This is a genomic window from Fictibacillus nanhaiensis (assembly GCF_049537595.1).
In the GTDB taxonomy this organism is placed as follows: domain Bacteria; phylum Bacillota; class Bacilli; order Bacillales; family Fictibacillaceae; genus Fictibacillus; species Fictibacillus nanhaiensis_F.
The window spans coordinates 37410-51904 of record NZ_JBMULM010000005.1 but is presented as its reverse complement, the minus strand read 5'-3'; the positions used below and the strand labels follow the sequence as shown (position 1 = coordinate 51904).

Genomic DNA, 14495 nt, shown 5'->3' with positions numbered 1-14495 from the left:
AAGCATATGGAGGATGTGTAGAATAGGTGATACATACGATATACGTACGCAGGAGGAAGATTCATGCTGATGGCAAAAGGCGATATTTTATTCAGGCAAGGAGAAGAAGGTCCGTTATTTCGGTTAGAAAACGGCTTATTAAAGATCGTTCGTGTGCATGAAGATGGAAGCCAAGTTTTGTTGAATTTAATCATTCCAGGCGAAGTGATTCCACATCATTCATTAACGAGTCCAAACGAGTATAACGGTACGGCGATAGCACTGTTACCGTGTGAGATAACAAGGATCGAACCGCTACAATGGTATCGTTCACTTGAAGAGGACCCATACAAGTACAAAGAAGTCGCGTTATTGCTAGAAACAAAATTAAGAATGATGCAGCAGCGCATCAATCAGATGTCTACCTTAACGCCAGAAGGAAAAATAAAAAAACTTCAAGAGTGGTTCGCAAATTATTTTCCTGACATCCAGATTGAAAAAGTGCTGACTCAAGAAGAGATCGGGCAATTTGTTGGCTTAAGACGAGAAACAGTTAACCGCGCACTCAAGAAGATTTAATAAAATGTCAAAGAATTTACATACATATGAACGTAAGATTTTCACTTCTTTAACAAATGATACCTGTATAAAAGGTAAAGGAGTGATTGAGTGATGAAAAAGTTTATTCCTCTTGCACTGGCGTTTTCCGTACTAACAAGTGGTGCTATTACGGTATCGGCTGCAAATCAAGTAAAGGTCCAAGTGGAGTCTCATAAAAGAGGTCAACACTTTAAGCAGATGAAAAATTTTCAGGAGCAGGTGCATAAGGCAAACGCTCTTAAGATCGAACGATTAGAGATTCAAAAAGAGATCGTTAAAAAGAAAGATCAGCTTTTCGATCTGCACGTAAAAGCTGGGGAGCAGAAAGTAAAAGAAAAACGAAGCTCGAATAAAGCCGGCTGGCAGGAGATGAAACAGATTCATCAAGAGTTAAGGACTCTGCAAAGCCAAGCACATGAAACGAAAAAAGCGATGCACGATGCTTTACGAGCAAATAACGAGAAGCTTGCATTAGAGAAAATGAACCAGTGGCTGAGTCTTAATGAGAAAATCAATAACAAGCTTAATGAAAAATCTGCGAAGCTGGATGAGGTCTTGGCTAAGCATAAGTAAAAGCTATAACAAAAAGTGTTGAAGCAACATGCTGCCTCAACACTTTTTATAATGTTTTATTTTGATTTATGCTTAGGCGTATAGTCAGGGTAATCGGTAATGATGCCATCAACACCTGCATCTAATAATGGTTGTACTTCTTGCTTATTTCGAACCGTCCAGGCCATAATACCCATATGACGCTCGTGTACTTCATTAACGATTGAAGAATTTACTAGGGCTCTGCTAGGGTTTACAAATTCAGCATATGTAGCGAATTCATCGAGTTTTTCTTCACTTAAATCTGTAGAGCGAGAAGTCAGTACCCCGACTGGGACTTGAGGCAAAACCTTGTCCATCTGTTGCATGGATTCAGACTCAAATGATTGAATGATGATCTTATCATGAGCAGGTAGATGCATGTTTCGTTCCTTTATGGCTGCGGCAACTTTTTCTTCAATGTTAGGATAGTAATAGGTTGCTTTCAATTCGATCAGAATACCCGTTTTTCCACGGAACTCATCAAGAACTTCTTCAAAAGTAGGAACTTTTTCTCCTATGAATTTCTCTCCAAAGTAGCTTCCAGCATCAAGCTGACGGATCTCCTCTAGCGTATGATCTTTCACATATCCCGTTCCGTTTGTTGTTCGGTCTAAAGTAACGTCATGAATAACAACGAGCTCACCATCTTTTGTTTCCTGCACGTCTATTTCAATATAATCAGCTTTCATATCTACACCTTTATGGAACGCCGCCATCGTGTTCTCTGGTGCATAGCCCGCAGCACCGCGGTGTGCGACAGTTTGAACTTGTTCTGACGGGTCGTAAGCGAGGGTGGAAGTACTGTAGATCGAACCGATAATCCCCATTGAAAGTAATGATGCAACAGCTTTCTTCTTCATGCTCATGTCATTCATCCCCTTATCATTGTATGGTCCGTGAACCTGCTCGCCTCATGCAACAAGCAGGATCACATTCATTATGCTAACAAAGGAAAATGGGGAAAGAATGGTCAAAACCTCCTTAGTATTCTAAAGAAAATAAGGTCTATATGAGGGGATATCTTAACAAATATCTGTTCTGTAAAGGTGGGATGAAGGAGATTTCACCACTGTAAAGGATAAGAAAAAAACCAAGCGTTTAAACGCCTGGTTTCTGAATGTCTTCCGGATGGTTGAAGCTTCTTGCAATATATATAAACGGTGTGGATGCAGCAGATACCACAAATTTGATCACATACGTCGTAAAGAAGATCTGAATCCAAACATCCCATGAGAACACACCAGCAAATGCAATCGTACAAAAGATAAGCGTGTCGATCAGCTGGCTTACCATCGTACTTCCGTTATTACGAATCCAAAGCTGATCAGGACGTGAAAACTTTTTCTTCAACTTTGCAAAAAGTTTAACGTCTAGATACTGACTGATTAAGTAAGCAGCGAGACTGCCGATTACTAGACGTGGCATAAATCCAAAGATGGCTTCAAGATGCGGCTGGAAGATGTCACTTTCGTGCGGTTGAAACACGAGCACCATCTGCATGATGATCGTTGTCATGATAAGAGTAAAGAAACCGAACCAAACTGCTTTCTTCGCTTCCTTTTCTCCGTACTTCTCGTTGATTAAATCTGTTGCTAGATAGATGGTTCCGTAGATTACATTACCGAGAGTCATAACAAGTCCGAACATCTCGATCGTTTTTACAACCTGCAGATTAGCAAGAATCGTAGCTGCTGCGATCCATGCATACAAACCCGTACGACCGAACCATTTGTAGCACGTTAAAAATAATATAAAATTAACCAGTGCAAAAGCTACACCAAAATAAAAATTAAACATAAAAATTCCTCCTAGTTTTGATAACGCGGGAGTTTGCGAACCGCGAAACACTTTTAACACAACAGTTCCCCATTATAAGACAGTTTTTGTAATTAATCAATCATCCATATAAATAAGTAGCCCCCGTGTAGTTTACAATCTCTTTCTTTGTGCAATACATAGTGTAGATTGATTATTGATTACAGAAAAAACGGAAATACTGCTTGTAATAGATAAAGCACACTAAGGAGCAGGTGTATGATAACTTTTGATAATGTTTCTAAAGAATACCGGGATGGAACGTCCGCGGTTCGCGATCTGAATTTAACGATACAGCCAGGAGAATTTTTCGTCGTGATCGGTCCGAGTGGTTGTGGGAAAACGACGATGCTCAAAATGATCAACAGACTGATCAGCCTTACAAAAGGCACAATTTCCATCGATAACAAGAGAATCAGTGATTACAATATTGATGAACTACGTTGGAATATCGGGTATGTACTGCAGCAGATCGCCTTATTTCCTCATATGACGATTCTAGAGAATATCAGTATCGTTCCCGAGTTAAAAGGATGGGACAAAGAAAAAATTCGTAAAAGAGTGGATGAACTTCTTGATATGGTCGGCTTAGATCCTGAAACCTATCGAGATCGTAAGCCCAATGAACTCTCTGGCGGACAACAACAGCGGGTAGGTGTTGTGCGAGCGTTAGCTGCAGATCCTAATATTATTTTAATGGATGAACCCTTTAGTGCACTAGATCCGATCAGCAGAGAAAAGCTGCAGGAAGATCTTTTTAATCTTCAAAGAAATATTAAGAAGACCATTGTTTTTGTCACGCATGACATGAAGGAAGCTTTGAAACTAGGAGACAGGATTTGTGTGATGAATGAAGGATCTATCGTGCAAGTTGGGACGCCGAAAGAGCTTCTCGAAAACCCAGCTGATGATTTTGTAAGAAATTTCGTAGGAACAGAGAGTGTGAGTTCTGTTGAAAATATGGATCTTCGAAAGCTTGTCATTCCATTGAAAGCAGATGAAATTGGAATGGATTATCAATTACCATCCCTTTCAGTGAATACGAGTATTAAAGAGGCACTCAATATATTAACCCGTGAAAATGAAGTGACGGTTGAAGGTCATGGTGCGATTATCGGAACGCTGAACAGACAAGCTATTATTCAATATCTTGCAGATCACTTGCAGGAAAGAGGTAGCAGAGATGAATAGTTTCTTGCAAGTATTTCAAGATCGAAAAGGTGAACTCGCAAGTGCGTTGATCGAGCATATTCAGATCTCGTTTATCGCCCTTCTCTTTGCTGTGGTTATTTCGATTCCTCTTGGCATCTATTTAACGAAAAAGCCAAGAGTGGCTGAACCCATCATTGGTGTAACTGCTGTGCTACAGACGATTCCGTCACTTGCTCTATTAGGTCTCCTGATTCCACTCTTTGGGATTGGCAAGGTTCCCGCCATTATTGCACTTGTTGTTTATGCACTGCTCCCGATTTTAAGAAACACTTATACCGGAATTAAAGAAGTTGATTCCTCACTTATTGAAGCGGCGAGAGCGATGGGGATGAACACGAGGAAGAGATTGATGAAGGTTGAACTTCCTTTAGCGATGCCTGTTATTATGGCAGGAATCCGTACATCCATGGTCTTAATCATAGGAACCGCAACACTGGCAGCTTTAATCGGAGCGGGTGGACTCGGGGATATTATCTTGCTTGGTATTGACCGCAATAACACGATGCTGATCGTGCTTGGAGCCGTACCTGCCGCATTGCTCGCGATTTTATTTGATTTTCTGCTCAGAAGATTAGAGCTTCTTTCTTTTAAACGAGCGCTAACAACGGTCAGTGCATTTTTGGTAGCTGCTCTTTTAGTTATAATTGTTCCTTTTGCGATGAAAGGCGGACAAGAAGATATCGTGATCGGTGGTAAGCTAGGATCTGAACCGGAAATCTTAATCAACATGTACAAACTTTTAATCGAAGAAGAAACGGATTTAAATGTGGAGCTGAAGCCAGGACTTGGTAAAACTTCCTTTGTGTTTAATGCGTTGAAATCTGGGAGTATTGATATTTATCCAGAATTTACAGGCACGGCAATCGCTGAGTTTTTAAAGGAGAGTGCATCAAGTACAGATAGCGAAAAAGTATATGAACAAGCTCGAAGCGGGATGGAAAGTAAGTTTGATATGCAGCTCTTAAGCCCAATGGAATATAACAATACGTATGCACTTGCTGTTCCTGAACAATTGGCGAAAGAGTACAACTTAAAGACAATTTCGGATTTAAAGAGTGTAAGCCAAAGTCTGAACGCAGGATTTACGCTAGAATTTTCCGACAGAGAAGATGGCTATAAAGGTATACAAAAGCTGTATGATATTCAGTTTGCGAATGTGAGAACGATGGAGCCTAAGCTAAGATATAACGCGGTAAAAAAAGGAGAGATCGATGTTGTGGATGCTTATTCTACCGACAGCGAACTGCGTCAATATAAGCTTACCGTGTTAGAAGATGATAAAAAGCTGTTTCCTCCTTATCAAGGTGCACCTATGCTTCGTAAAGAAACCGTTGAGAAGCACCCGGAATTAAAGGAAGCGTTAGACAAGTTGGCGGGGAAAATTACAGACAATGAAATGCGGGAGATGAATTATAAGGTGAATGTTGGAGGAGAGTCCCCTAAGAAAGTCGCGGAAGATTTCTTAAAGAAGGAAGGACTTCTATAAGCTTCTACCATCATTCATTAAGATTCGACAAAAATTTCCCGGAAAATAAAAAACATCCATGCAGAGCTATTCCTGCATGGATGTTTTTTATAATCTAGAAATCAACATTAAAGGTTAGAGGATTGGAAATTGATTTTTTCTGATCATTAACGACTTCGCTGGATGTTATAGTGATGGAATTCAATTTATCTGCATTGGTTTTGTTCAGAATAAATCCAAGGCTCCCGACTTTTTCTTTCCCTGGTTCTATCTTTCCGTTTAATTCCTCCAGGTAAAAGTCTTCTTCCCACGTTACGGTTTCCCCTTGATCGGTTTTGATTGTTGATACGGGATTGAAATGAACGGTCTCTTTTCCTTGATTAGCAATCTTTACGTTTACACGTACATATGGAAATTCATCTTGTTTGGTATAACCATGAAAGAAATCTATAAGATCTAGAGATGGTGCATAGTGTATAACTTTTACTTCATCAATGGTTAGGGATATTGAATCTGCCTGCTGTTCCTTATTTACTTTTGCATATTTCTTTAATGTGATTGCTCCATCTTGGTCTTCAACTTTTTTGTTGATTTCCGTTAGTCCTGTATCATCTGAAGCTTGAGAACTGTCTGTAAAGGTTTGTTCTCCTGACTGTTTTTTAGTTTCCTTCTTATTGGACTCGTTTTGTGGTGTAGTACTTATATCCTTATTCGTATCTGCTGAACAGCCAGTGACTAACACAGCTGATAAAACAAGCGTTATCCAACCTTTGAAAGGCATGGATCCACCTCCTAAAAGATAAGCACCCCGTATAAACGGGATGCTTTTTTGTTAGAATTACCTATTACAAAGATATTATTTCTCTAAGGCAGATTTGCTTTTCTCTAAGATAGAGAAGATTTCTTTTGCTGTATCCGTATTGTCGATCTTTCCAGTGAATTTCTCCATTCCTGGTCCGTATGCATAAACGTTAACATCTTCTCCCGTATGCCCATCTGTTGTCCAGCCTGTTCCTGTGCGGAGATCAAAGATTTTTTCGATAGCGTTATCGATTTCTAAAACATCACCGCTTTTTTCTTTTGCATCTTTAACAGATTGAACTTCTTCAGGTGTTAATTCAAGATCAATATATTTCTTTAATGTTTCTTCTACAGGTGCACCTTTCGCGATTTGCTTCGCGATATAGTCAGGTGTTTTCTTTGCTGCTTTAATTGAAGCAGGATCCCATTTGTAATCTCCGTCACGACCCATTGTCATACCGCCTGTTGAGTGGTCAGCTGTTGTGATTACAAGTGTGTGCTTGTCTTTTTTAGCAAATTCGATTGCAGATTGGAAAGCTTGTTCAAAGTCTTCCATTTCACTCATTCCTGCAACAACATCGTTGTCATGGCCAGCCCAGTCAATTTGGCTTCCTTCCACCATAAGGAAGAAACCATCATCATTTTTATTCAAACGATCCAATGCAGAGTTTGTCATCTCTTTTAGGGATGGCTGCTCTTTTGGACGGTCGATTTTTTTGTCTAGCTCTTTTGGAGCAAATAAGCCTAGAACTTGTTCGTTGTCGTCTTTCAACATTTGGTCACGGCTCGTTACATATGAATATCCGTCTTTTTGGAATTCTTTTGTAATGTTGCGGTCTTTACGTTCGAAATAGCTAGTGCCTCCGCCTAAAAGCACGTCAACCTTATGCTTGCCATTCACCATATCATCGTAATAGTCATCTGCGATTTGGTTATAATTTTCACGAGATTCATCATGCGCACCGAATGCAGCTGGTGTAGCATGGTTGATTTGAGATGTTGCGACTAAACCAGTTGATTTACCGTTTTCCTTGGCTTGTTCCAAGACGGTTTTAACATCCTTCTTTTCCATATCAACTGCGATTGCACCGTTATACGTTTTGATTCCTGCTGACATTGAAGTAGCTGCAGCAGCAGAATCCGTTACACTCTCTTTTTCATCGTGAGAATATGTGGATTGCATTCCTACCAAATACTTATCAAGTTTTGTTTCTTCCATCATTGGTGTTTTTGTATCATCTTTAAAAGCGCGATAGGCAGTCGTATATGTCGGCCCCATTCCATCACCGATTAAAAAGATTACGTTTCGAATTTCATTTTCTTTATTTTTATCATCAGCTGATGCTTGATTTATTGCTAAACCGCTTATAGCAAGAGTTCCTGCCATTGCAATAGATAGTACCTTTTTTGAAATAGCCATAATAGCCTCCTGTTGTTTTGAGTTGTCTTACAGTGAGGAATTATACTCCGATAATATTTTAGTAAGGTTATGAGAATGTTAAGATTGTGTAAACAAATGGGAAAATAGTTCTATGAAGATGGTGGAAATAGGGGTTTATTGATAAAAAAATTGATGTGACGTTTGTCGAGAATTTATGACCTCTTATAAGAAACTGGGCATCTGAATAAAACGGACAGATTCTAATTATGTTCACTAGGAGAACACAAAAAAGAAGCTAAGGCTCAGAATTATGAGCCTAGCTTCTTTTCATTCGATCCATTATACCGTTTGAACTGCTTTTTCTAATGCAACTTCAGCAGAAACATAGTCGTAGCCAAGGTCAGTCGCAACTGCTTCGTATGTTACGAAACCACCAGCTGTGTTAAGACCCGCTTTTAAAGATGGGTTTTGAGCGATTGCTGCTTGTGCACCTTTGTTAGCGATTTGTAGTGCATATGGAACGGTTACGTTTGTAAGTGCGATCGTAGACGTACGAGGAACCGCACCAGGCATGTTTGCTACTGCATAGTGAACAACTCCGTGCTTGTCGTAAGTTGGGTTGTCATGTGTAGTGATACGGTCAACCGTTTCAAAGATACCGCCTTGGTCGATCGCTACGTCAACAACAACAGATCCTGGAGTCATGGATTTGATCATTTCTTCTGTTACCAATTTAGGTGCTTTTGCTCCTGGAATAAGAACAGCTCCGATTACTAGATCAGATTCAGCTACAGCTTGTGCAATATTTAATGGGTTAGACATTAATGTTTGAATGCTGTTTCCGAAGATGTCATCAAGTTGACGAAGACGGTCTGGGCTAAGGTCGATGATCGTAACATCAGCGCCAAGTCCGATCGCAACTTTTGCTGCGTTCGTACCTACAACACCACCACCGATGATTGTCACTTTACCGCGACGTACTCCTGGTACACCTGCAAGAAGGATTCCTTTTCCGCCTTTAGGCTTTTCAAGGAACTGAGCACCGATCTGTGCAGACATACGTCCTGCTACTTCACTCATTGGTGTTAATAGCGGAAGTGTACGGTTGAATTCTACCGTTTCGTAAGCGATTGCTGTAACGCCGCTATCTGTTAGTGCTTTTGCTAATGCTGGCTCTGCTGCTAAATGTAAGTATGTGAAAAGAATAAGGTCTGAACGGAAATATTTGTACTCAGATGCTAAAGGTTCTTTAACCTTCATAACCATTTCCGCTGACCATGCGTCTTGTGCTTCTGCTACGATTTCAGCACCTGCTGCCGCATAATCTTCGTTTGTAAATCCGCTGCCAACACCTGCATTGTTTTCTACAAGTACTTTGTGGCCTGCTGCTGTTAGTGTAATAACACCTGATGGCGTAATCGCTACGCGGTTTTCATTATTTTTAATTTCTGCTGGAACTCCAATAATCATTTGTGAATCCTCCTATATAAGTAAACTCTTTGAGTGCGTTTTCAATTGTGATTTCAGTATAGTTCTAGGGATTGAGCTTTTCATTGTTAGGAATCTAGAAAATGAAAAAAAGCATTTGTGATAATTCACAAACGCTCTTGTTTGAATAACCGATTCATCTTGAAATCAAGATAGATCATGATTTTTTGATGAGGGCTTTTCATATCAATATTTGTAAGCTCGCTGATCCGTTTGAGACGATAAAGTAACGTGTTCATGTGAATATGAAGCACTTCTGATGCTTTGTTCAGGTTTTCATCTAACGTCAGATACGTTTCTAACGTGTGATAAAGCTCTGTCTTATGTTGACGGTCATATTCCTGAAGAGTTTTGATCATTTCATTGTGATAGCTCTGTCTTTGTTGTTTTTCATAAATAGCATCTAAAAATTGGTAGATGCCGAGTTCGTGATAGCCGTTCAAGGTTAATGTTTCTCCGCCAAGCTTTTCCTGAACAGCTAGTACACTCGATGCCTCTTTATAACTTTTTTCCACGTTCGAAAAGGAGGAAACGAGACTGCCATATGCCGCTTTAATATCTGACACAGAAAACCGCTCTTTCATATGTGTGAAAAAGGATTCTACAAAAGACTTTGCAAGCTCTAAAGGCGGTTCTTTTCCAACAGGTGAGGCGAGGAGGAGCATTTGATTCGCGTCTGCCGCCGATAAGAGAACGTTAATCTTTTGGTTCACCGCAGCAAGATATAAAATATCTTTTTCGATAGCTGGTGTGATCTCCTCTTCTAGCTGCAGAATAAAAACAGCTGCTGGAAGTACCGGCAAAATGTTGAGTTCGTGTAATTTCCCTAAAATATGCTCTTCTTGAGGAAGGTTGCCCGTAAGCATCTTCCAAAAAAGCTCTTGCCGGTTTTCTTCTTTCTTTTTTGTACCGATCTGCATCTGAAGAAGCTGGCTTTTGGCTGAAGCTGCAGCAAGCTTTAACAATTGCATATCATCTGAAGTTAATTGTTTTTCCACTTCAAGGACCCAAATATATCCGAGAACTTCGTTGTTCTTTCGAATTGATACCGCTACTCGATCACCAAGCCCGACGTTTTGTATCGTGCCAACACGAACAGGGTCATCGCTCTCTTGCAATCTAGGAATCACGCCGTCTTTCCATAGACTGTTCACTACTTTTTCTGGCACGCGCCGTCCGATGATTGTCGCGATGCGCGCAGGATCTGTTCCGTCTTCATGTGTACTGTAAGCAAGGAGTCGATGATTCTGATCTTCTATCGTTACAGGGCACGACAAAACGTCGCTGATCTTGTCTGCTAAATTTTCAAGACTGCCGAAAGTTCCTTTAAAAGGATCAGATTGAAAGCTCTTCATTACTTTTGTCTCCCGCCATTAGTTTCTTTGGTCTTATTCTACCGAAAAAGGGAAATAGATTACAGGAGAAAAGCGATAGATTGTAGAAATGGTAATACAGTAATGGATTGTAAATGAATGGAGGCCTATCTAATGAAGTTTAGTGAATTTACATATGAACGTCCCGATGTTGCAAGTTTGAAAACAGAGTTTGAAGAAGCCGTACAGGTTTTTAAAGACGCGAGTTCTGCAGATGAACAGAATGAAGCGATGAAAAAGGTCGTAGCTCTACGTAACAGTTTCGAATCAAAAGCAAGGCTAGCGAAGATCCGCCACACGATTAATACGAAAGATGTTTTTTATAAGGAAGAGCAAGCGTTCATGGATGAAAATCTGCCAGTTTATCAAGGAATGGTCACAGCGTTTCATGAAGCGCTCGTTCAATCTCCTTTTAAAGATGAGCTCGAGCGTAAATGGGGCGGTCAGCTGTTCCGCTTGGCTGAATTAAAAGTGAAGACATACTCTGAAGATGTACTAGAGGACCTCAAGCAAGAAAACAAATTGAGCTCAGAATATGTGAAAGTAATGGCATCTGCAAAGATTGAGTTTGACGGAAAAGAATTGAACCTTGCACAACTCTCTCCATACGTTCAATCTGCAGATCGCGAAACGAGAAAAGCCGCGAGCAAGGCTGCGAACGCCTTCTTGAGCTCCAATCAAGAAAAGTTTGACTCGATCTATGATGAGCTCGTCAAACTTCGTACAGGAATCGCTAAAAAGTTAGGGTATTCAACCTTTACAGAATTGGCGTATGACCGAATGGGCAGAACGGATTACAACGCGGCAGACGTAAAGGTATTTCGTGAACAAGTAAAAGAAATCATTGTGCCGCTATGTACAAAGTTAAAGAAGCGTCAGCAAAAACGTATCGGTCTCCAGGAGTTCAAGTTTTACGACGAACCCTTCAGCTTTACAACAGGCAATCCTAAACCCCAAGGAGATGCAGAATGGATTGTGAACCAATCAAAGCAAGTCTTTAGTGGCCTCTCGCAAGAAACTGGAGCGTTCTTCAACTATATGGCAGAAGATGAGCTCATGGATCTTGAAAGTAAAAGCGGTAAAGCGCCTGGTGGATATTGCACGTATCTACAGGACTATACGGCGCCATTCATTTTTACAAATTTCAACGGTTCAGACAACGATGTTCGCGTGCTGTTGCATGAGATCGGTCATGCGTTCCAGATGTATACCAGCAGAGTGTTCGAAGTGCCAGAATATCAGTTCCCAACACTTGAAGCTTGTGAAATCCATTCGATGAGTATGGAGTTTTTAACGTATCCTTGGATGGAAAAGCTGTTTGGCAAGGACACAGAAAAATATTTATACTCCCACTTAACAGGCGCGGTAGAGTTTATCCCGTACGGAGTTGCAGTTGATGAGTTCCAGCACTTCGTATACGACAACCCGGATGCGACGCCGTCAGAACGCCGTTCAAAGTGGAGAGAGCTTGAGAAAACATACTTGCCACATCGTGATTATGATGGGTTAGAGTACTTGGAAAACGGTGGTTTTTGGCATAGACAAGGCCACATTTTCCGCTCGCCTTTCTATTATATTGATTACACGCTCGCTCAGATTTGTGCTCTTCAGTTTTGGAAACGTGCTGGTGAGAACTCTGAGCGTGCATGGGAAGATTATTTCGCCCTGTGTCAAAAGGGAGGAAGTCTACCTTTTACAAAGCTCGTTGAAGAAGCTGGTTTGATCTCTCCTTTTGAAAAAGGTTGTGTAGCGTCGGTTGTCGGCGAAGTAGAAAAGTTCATTGCTACAGTGGATGAGGAGCAATTTGCGAAAGCGTAAATGATATAGTGATTTGTATGAGGAGAACCGGCCGTGTGCCGGTTTTTTCATTTTTGTGGGCGATGGGCAGGAGCAGGGTAGGGCAGGGGGTATAACTGCTGCAGAAAATGTCGACAAATGACATCTCGTGGATAAAACGCCAAAACTTGTGGATTCAGGCACGAAACTTGTGGATTCAACGCAAAATCTTTTGGATTGATGGCGCAAACTTCTGGATTGATCTTCATCCGCCACCGTAAATACCCCATGGTGTATACCTGCTAAGTTTCTCATTTTTTGAAGAATTATTGACACTTGTATAGGGAATGCTGTTTTCAGCTGCCTATATGTTTGTGAATAGGGTCTTGAGTGGTAAAATAATAAGGAATCTTAGAAGTTTTAAAGACTTTTAGTGGAAAAGGAGTAATACAAAATGGCTGAAACAAAACAGCGTAACTATACACCGCTAATTATCGGGCTATCCATCGCGATCAATGTACTTGTGGCCGTATTGTTCTTCCTGCCAGAGTATGAGGGAGAAATTGCTTTTGATGTAACGTTGCTGCCGCGTTTGAACGCAATCTTTAACAGCTTTACTTTCGTATTTTTGCTGGCTGCTCTTTATTTTGTGAAACAAAAGAACATCACGCTGCATAAGCGATTTATCTTGGCGGCATTTACGAGTACAACATTCTTTTTGCTGTCGTATGTAACGTATCATTATCTAACAGAATCTACGTCTTATGGCGGTGAAGGTCCGCTTAAATACGTTTATTTCTTCATTTTGATCACACATATCTTGCTTGCGATCGTAATCGTACCTTTAGCGTTAATTACCGTTACACGAGGGTTCAACATGCAAGTAGAAAAGCACCGTAAAATCGCGCGTTGGACAATGCCACTGTGGCTGTATGTAAGTTTGACAGGTGTTATTGTGTATTTGATGATCGCGCCTTATTATTCATAAAAAAACAGAGGACTTTTGCTGAAGACATAGATCCAGCAAAAGTCTTTTCTGTAGCGAGAGGAAATGAGAGATGAGCTGGTTTTGGATCATACCTGTCGTTCTATGCGGATTCGGGATCGCTGTTATCGTTTATGGAATCCGTTATCAAAAAGAAGAAATTGAGCATAAAAAGCAGTATGACGCGAATTACAAAGGTGGACGTGTCTCGGATACGTTTTTCGGTGCTCTTGTAGAATTCATCTTTGTAACGTTTATTGATAAGCTGGTAGGCTTTTTTCCGAAATGGTTCATCAAGTTTTTTATCTTCATTATCGGAGTAGGTTTCTTAAGTCTTGGTGTCTACTTTTTTCAAGATATGCCTCGAAGGTTTTAATAAGCTATTCCTACACGTGACGCTGGAAAGTCATTCTTTCTTAAAAGAGAGAACGCAAAATGAGCGGTGTCTCCGGTACTGATCTTAGAGCCGTCGATAGGTAAAACGTCTTTTTCCGTTCGGTACGTGCCAGTAGGTTCTCCGTCTGGTAGATAAGTGGGACAAACGATCGTCCAATTCAGCCCGCTTTCTTGCAGTTGAGTAAATGCTTTATGATGATCTTCCGCCGCTCTTGTTAACTTACGCTTTGATTCAGATGATTGGTAGCGAAGTAGATGAGGTTCTGTGCGGCTTTGTAAAATGCCTGCTGTACCGATCGTGATGATGCGTGAAATATTTTCTTTTTTCATCGCTTCGATAACAATGGGCATGCCCTCGGAAAGCACGCTAGCTCCGTCTGTTGAAAGAGCGCTAAAAACGATGTCACAGCCTGCCAGCGCTTCAGCGACTGCTTCCTTATCTAGAACATCTCCTTTTACAAAAGAGACCTGATTCAACATGGAGTGCGTAAACTTATCAGGGTTACGGAGCAGTGCATGAACGCTTATTTCATTCTCTATCGCCATTTTAGTAAAATATTGTCCGACTCTTCCTGTCGCACCAAGTACGCAAATTTTCATAAGATACCTCCTGATCATTCTCTTCCTATC

14 protein-coding genes are annotated in these 14495 nt (G+C 40.8%); 7 read left to right on the top strand and 7 right to left on the bottom strand.

Going from position 1 to position 14495, the window contains the following annotated elements; all coding sequences use genetic code 11:
• Positions 1–63 precede the first annotated feature (63 nt).
• Positions 64–558: a Crp/Fnr family transcriptional regulator gene (locus ACOZ9X_RS18280; RefSeq protein ID WP_423419438.1), complete on the top strand. Its 495-nt coding sequence runs from the start codon at positions 64–66 to the stop codon at positions 556–558.
• A gap of 93 nt (positions 559–651) precedes the next feature.
• The gene (locus tag ACOZ9X_RS18275) at positions 652–1152 is read left to right on the top strand and encodes a hypothetical protein (protein WP_423419437.1); all 501 of its coding nucleotides are present in this window, start codon (positions 652–654) and stop codon (positions 1150–1152) included.
• A gap of 56 nt (positions 1153–1208) precedes the next feature.
• Here ACOZ9X_RS18275 and ACOZ9X_RS18270 read toward each other — a convergent pair whose 3' ends face one another.
• A complete protein-coding gene (locus tag ACOZ9X_RS18270; RefSeq protein ID WP_423419436.1) occupies positions 1209–2039 on the bottom strand; it encodes a glycerophosphodiester phosphodiesterase in 831 nt (276 codons plus the stop codon).
• A gap of 232 nt (positions 2040–2271) precedes the next feature.
• Positions 2272–2970 (bottom strand): queuosine precursor transporter, encoded by a 699-nt coding sequence (locus tag ACOZ9X_RS18265; RefSeq protein WP_423419435.1) that lies wholly within the window; start codon positions 2968–2970, stop codon positions 2272–2274.
• Positions 2971–3207: 237 nt separating this feature from the next.
• Here ACOZ9X_RS18265 and ACOZ9X_RS18260 point away from each other — a divergent pair, with 237 nt between their 5' ends.
• Positions 3208–4179 (top strand): ABC transporter ATP-binding protein, encoded by a 972-nt coding sequence (locus ACOZ9X_RS18260; RefSeq protein WP_423419434.1) that lies wholly within the window; start codon positions 3208–3210, stop codon positions 4177–4179.
• On the top strand, positions 4172–5686 hold the full coding sequence (gene opuFB, locus ACOZ9X_RS18255; RefSeq protein ID WP_423419433.1) for an osmoprotectant update ABC transporter permease/substrate-binding subunit OpuFB: 1515 nt from the start codon (positions 4172–4174) through the stop codon (positions 5684–5686). Before ACOZ9X_RS18260 ends, opuFB begins: the two co-directional genes overlap by 8 nt.
• A gap of 94 nt (positions 5687–5780) precedes the next feature.
• Here the strand turns inward: opuFB and ACOZ9X_RS18250 are convergent, their stop codons facing one another.
• The 4 genes from ACOZ9X_RS18250 to ACOZ9X_RS18235 form a co-directional block, all read right to left on the bottom strand.
• Entirely contained in the window at positions 5781–6446 is a 666-nt protein-coding gene (locus tag ACOZ9X_RS18250) for a DUF4352 domain-containing protein (protein WP_423419432.1), read from the bottom strand.
• A gap of 75 nt (positions 6447–6521) precedes the next feature.
• The gene (locus ACOZ9X_RS18245; protein ID WP_423419431.1) at positions 6522–7886 is read right to left on the bottom strand and encodes an alkaline phosphatase; all 1365 of its coding nucleotides are present in this window, start codon (positions 7884–7886) and stop codon (positions 6522–6524) included.
• A gap of 300 nt (positions 7887–8186) precedes the next feature.
• Positions 8187–9317, bottom strand: a complete 1131-nt coding sequence (gene ald / locus ACOZ9X_RS18240) for an alanine dehydrogenase (RefSeq protein ID WP_423419430.1) — start codon at positions 9315–9317, stop codon at positions 8187–8189.
• A 125-nt stretch (positions 9318–9442) separates the two neighbouring features.
• Positions 9443–10690, bottom strand: coding sequence for a PucR family transcriptional regulator (locus ACOZ9X_RS18235; protein WP_423419429.1), 1248 nt, complete (start codon positions 10688–10690; stop codon positions 9443–9445).
• Between the two features lie 132 nt (positions 10691–10822).
• On the opposite strand from ACOZ9X_RS18235, the gene ACOZ9X_RS18230 reads away from it, so the two are divergent.
• From ACOZ9X_RS18230 to ACOZ9X_RS18220, 3 genes are all read left to right on the top strand, one after another.
• Positions 10823–12526 (top strand): M3 family oligoendopeptidase, encoded by a 1704-nt coding sequence (locus ACOZ9X_RS18230; RefSeq protein ID WP_423419428.1) that lies wholly within the window; start codon positions 10823–10825, stop codon positions 12524–12526.
• A 412-nt stretch (positions 12527–12938) separates the two neighbouring features.
• The gene (locus ACOZ9X_RS18225; protein WP_066399222.1) at positions 12939–13472 is read left to right on the top strand and encodes a DUF420 domain-containing protein; all 534 of its coding nucleotides are present in this window, start codon (positions 12939–12941) and stop codon (positions 13470–13472) included.
• A gap of 70 nt (positions 13473–13542) precedes the next feature.
• A complete protein-coding gene (locus ACOZ9X_RS18220; protein ID WP_423419427.1) occupies positions 13543–13845 on the top strand; it encodes a hypothetical protein in 303 nt (100 codons plus the stop codon).
• On the opposite strand, the gene ACOZ9X_RS18215 is transcribed toward ACOZ9X_RS18220, so the two are convergent.
• Positions 13842–14465 (bottom strand): NAD(P)-dependent oxidoreductase, encoded by a 624-nt coding sequence (locus ACOZ9X_RS18215; RefSeq protein WP_423419426.1) that lies wholly within the window; start codon positions 14463–14465, stop codon positions 13842–13844. The two genes, ACOZ9X_RS18220 and ACOZ9X_RS18215, sit on opposite strands and share 4 nt — an antisense overlap.
• Positions 14466–14495 lie beyond the last annotated feature (30 nt).